Below are 3,408 nucleotides of genomic sequence, written 5' to 3' on the forward strand. Positions count from 1 at the left end.
ACCAGAACCGCAGACGAGATCCTCAACAGCCTCGCCACATACTGCGGCCGAACTAACGACTCAGGACACTAGCCTGCCGAAAGGCCCGCCCTGCTCTGGACGCGAGTACCTGCGGTGGTCATGATCCAGTTTGTCGGATGTCTTCACGTGCGGCGGCGCGTCACCGCCCTGGGGAGGTAGGCGAACCTCTGCCTGCGTACAGGTGCAGCAGGGCTGCTAACGGCGCAAAACGGCTACAGTCTCCGGATGACCGCTGGAATTATCGTCCCAGGACGCGGTTACGGCCCGCAGGCGCCGTTGCTCCACCTCGCCGGCGAAGCGCTCACCGATCTCAGCGCCACCATCGAGACCATCACGTGGACCGTGCCAGACGGGCTGCTGGACATCGGGCCTGAGCCATTCGTCAGAGCGCACGTCTCGGCGGCACTGCACCGGCTCGCCGATGCGGAGCCCGGCCTGCGACCTGTGATCATCGGCAAGTCGCTCGGAACATACGCCGCCGGTTTGGCGGCTGAGCGGCAACTGCCGGCGATCTGGCTGACGCCACTTCTGTACGACGACGCAGTGACCAAGGCGATCGCCCGTAACCCGGCGCCAGCCCTGCTCGTCGGAGGTGCCCGAGATCGGACCTGGGTTTCTGACGCTGCGGCGCGGACGGGCAAGACGGTCCTCTCCATCGAAGGCGCCAACCATGACTTGCGGCCGCCTGGACCGCTGCGGGCTTACACCGAGGCCCTGGGCGCTGTCGGCACGGAAATGGAAAAGTTCCTGTCCCAACTGACCTGACCGCGAGTCATCGGTATCGCAGGGATCGTGGTCGGCATCCTGGGCATCGGCGTAGCCGTTGCACTCGCACGACGCCAGCGAGCCGTCGAGAGGATGCACGCCGAGGCGGCGCTGGCAGACCAGCGTGATCGAGACGCGGAAGCCCGTCGCGAGCGTGTGGAGCAGGCGGCCAAGGTGGGTCGCCGAGACAGCTGGCGCATTCGGCTATAAAAGATCGACGGGGTGCTCGACCAGTTGGTCGACGTCGCGTCTCGAGTGCTCAATCAGGGACCCTGCACGTCGGCTGGCTTCACTGCGCTCGACCTCGAGGACATCCAGATGCGCGCGGAGCGACTCGCCGGCTGCGGGATCGACCCCCTGAAGGAACCGTTGTTGGAGCTGGTGACACTGGTGGGTCGGCTGTTGGATGCCGCCATCTCGAGCAGCGCGACGCTCGACGGCTCGGACTTCGGGCCGCGTACCGCCTCGCCGTGACTCAGGATCGCGTCGCGCACGAGATCCGCCAGCAGGTGAGCGTCACGCGCGAGCTTCTCCACGGCGAGTGGGGCGGCTGAGCAGCTCGCTCCGGCCGGCCAGCGCCTCGGCCGCCGACCCGGGCGCAGGATCTCGTTCTCGACCTCCAGGCGCCGTTTCTCCTTCCGCAGCGTGGCCAACTCCTTGCGATCGTCGCTGGTCAGGCCGTCCCCTTTGCCGTCGTCGGTGTCCGCCTGCGCTAGCCAGTTGAGCAGGCCCGTCCTAGCAACCACACCCTTGCAGGCCGGGCGCACTTCTCCTCGATCACCCTCGATACCCGCTATCCACTATGAATAGCGGAGGTTGGGCCGGCCTCGTCGATGTGGAGCTTCCTCTCCGGCTGCTCTCTGCCAGCCTGTGTCGTCCGTGCACCCCATGGTGGTTGTGCCCGGGATGCTCCGGCCCGCGCCGGGGCATCTGCCGTGAGGCGAGGTCAAAGGGTCTACGACTCGCCACCATCCCGCCGTGCTCCGAAACCGCGATGTCGTACTTCGGGCGGAGGTGCGCGGGAACCTTCGCGGAGGAGATGTCGTGGCCCCCAACCGAGCCCGTAAGGCTGACCGCCGCGCGAACGCGATCGATGCAGGGGTACCGTACAGTAAGATGCCGACGAACCGGCGAGACGACGGCCCGCAGCTGCCGCCGTGCTGGGAAGGGTGTCAGTCGCAGTACCTGGCCTGGCGCAACGCGTCAGGATCGATGTCTTGGTGCGCGTGGGGTGATCATCCGGTCTGCATGGACTGCCAGTGTCGCCCGGTCATCGACGGTTCACTGTCTGCGCTGACTGCGCCGCCGAACAGACCCGCCGCCGCGTCGACCAGCTCCGCGAGAACCTTAAGCGCTGCCGCGGCGAGTGCATCTCCGTCGAGCGTCTCCTCGTCCAGACGCAGCCCGGACGGAGCGTAGACCTGGCAGACTCCGCCTCGTTCTCGTGTGCGTACTGCGACAATTTGGTCTGCCTGTCGTGCACCTCGGTGCCGGTCTCCGAATCGCTGGAGTTCTGCGGCCCGTGCGGCGAGCAGCTGGATGCGGAGATGGCCGGGCAGATGTTTCCAGACGACCTGCCCTGGGCCGGACACCGCCGCAGCGAGTTGGGCGCCGAGCTCATGAGCCTCGTCGCGTTGATCAGGCGGCTGTCCGGGTTGCCGTTCGACGTGGTCAGCGGCCGTCTCAACCAGGCCATGAAGGTCGCCCGGCGAGCCGACGCCGGCGCTGAGCAGTTGTGTGCCGGAATCCGCGCCGCCCGGTTGTGGCTGAGCGCGCTCACCGCATCGCACCGTGACGCATGCTAGGTGCCTGCTTGTGGGTGACGGCGATCGCGGCAACGGTCAACGGTGCCCCCCGTTTACCCCCCGAAAACCCCGGCCAAGGGTCCACTGCGTGTCACAAGCGCTGATAAGTCGACGATCACGTCTGTGCAGGTCAACGATGGATTCTGACGATCGATGACAAGTCAGAGAGCGTGACGTTCGGTAAGCGTAGGTCGACGGTTCGATTCCGTCAGGCGGCTCGGGATAACGAAGGGCCTGGTCACACCGCTGACCAGGCCCTTCGTTATGTCTGGGGTCGACGGGCGGCGATCAAGAGCATCGTATGATCACTATCTGAGGACACAACTACCCGGAACTCTTCCGAGCCCGATGCTCAGCAAGATCGGACGCGGGGTGGAACAGTGCCGTCTTCGCCGCCTCCGCAGCACGTTTCGCCCGACCGAGACCCAGCGGGCTGCTACCAGATGATGATGCCGCCGTGTAGCGCCTTGGCGCGTTCTACCGCACCTTGCATGTTGGTCAGGTAGTGAAGAACGCGATCTGCCGCTAATCCGGTCGCCGTCGATAGCTGCTCCACGTTGCCCGTCAGCAGTGTAACCTCCTGCTCAAAGGCGTCGAGCTGGCTGGGCGGGACCTGGAGGTGCCCGCGGTTCTCCTCAGTGATGTCGGCGAGTTGCGGTAGGAACGTAGTGCCGAGACGACGAGTGGCTGCAGCACCCCATAGCTTCCATCGGAAGTTCTCAGGGGTCTGCTGCACCGATGGGTGACAGTTCCAGTTACGCGGCCTGACTGGCCGGTGGGGTCATGGTGGTCTCGTACTCGATAGGGGTCAACCGGG

General features: G+C 65.8%; 4 protein-coding genes. 2 read left to right on the top strand and 2 right to left on the bottom strand.

The window, feature by feature from the left end:
• Positions 1-246 precede the first annotated feature (246 nt).
• Entirely contained in the window at positions 247-786 is a 540-nt protein-coding gene (locus K228_RS0124225) for an alpha/beta fold hydrolase (RefSeq protein WP_025620692.1), read from the top strand.
• A 263-nt stretch (positions 787-1,049) separates the two neighbouring features.
• On the opposite strand, the gene K228_RS28630 is transcribed toward K228_RS0124225, so the two are convergent.
• On the bottom strand, positions 1,050-1,532 hold the full coding sequence (locus K228_RS28630; protein ID WP_155251635.1) for a hypothetical protein: 483 nt from the start codon (positions 1,530-1,532) through the stop codon (positions 1,050-1,052).
• 741 nt (positions 1,533-2,273) lie between these two features.
• Here K228_RS28630 and K228_RS0124245 point away from each other — a divergent pair.
• Complete coding sequence (locus K228_RS0124245; protein WP_025620695.1) at positions 2,274-2,591, top strand: hypothetical protein; 318 nt, start codon at positions 2,274-2,276, stop codon at positions 2,589-2,591.
• Between the two features lie 436 nt (positions 2,592-3,027).
• Here the strand turns inward: K228_RS0124245 and K228_RS26235 are convergent, their stop codons facing one another.
• A complete protein-coding gene (locus K228_RS26235; RefSeq protein WP_033777391.1) occupies positions 3,028-3,327 on the bottom strand; it encodes a hypothetical protein in 300 nt (99 codons plus the stop codon).
• Between the last annotated feature and the right edge of the window lie 81 nt (positions 3,328-3,408).

This window comes from Salinispora cortesiana, assembly GCF_000484695.1.
GTDB classification, from domain to species: domain Bacteria; phylum Actinomycetota; class Actinomycetes; order Mycobacteriales; family Micromonosporaceae; genus Micromonospora; species Micromonospora cortesiana.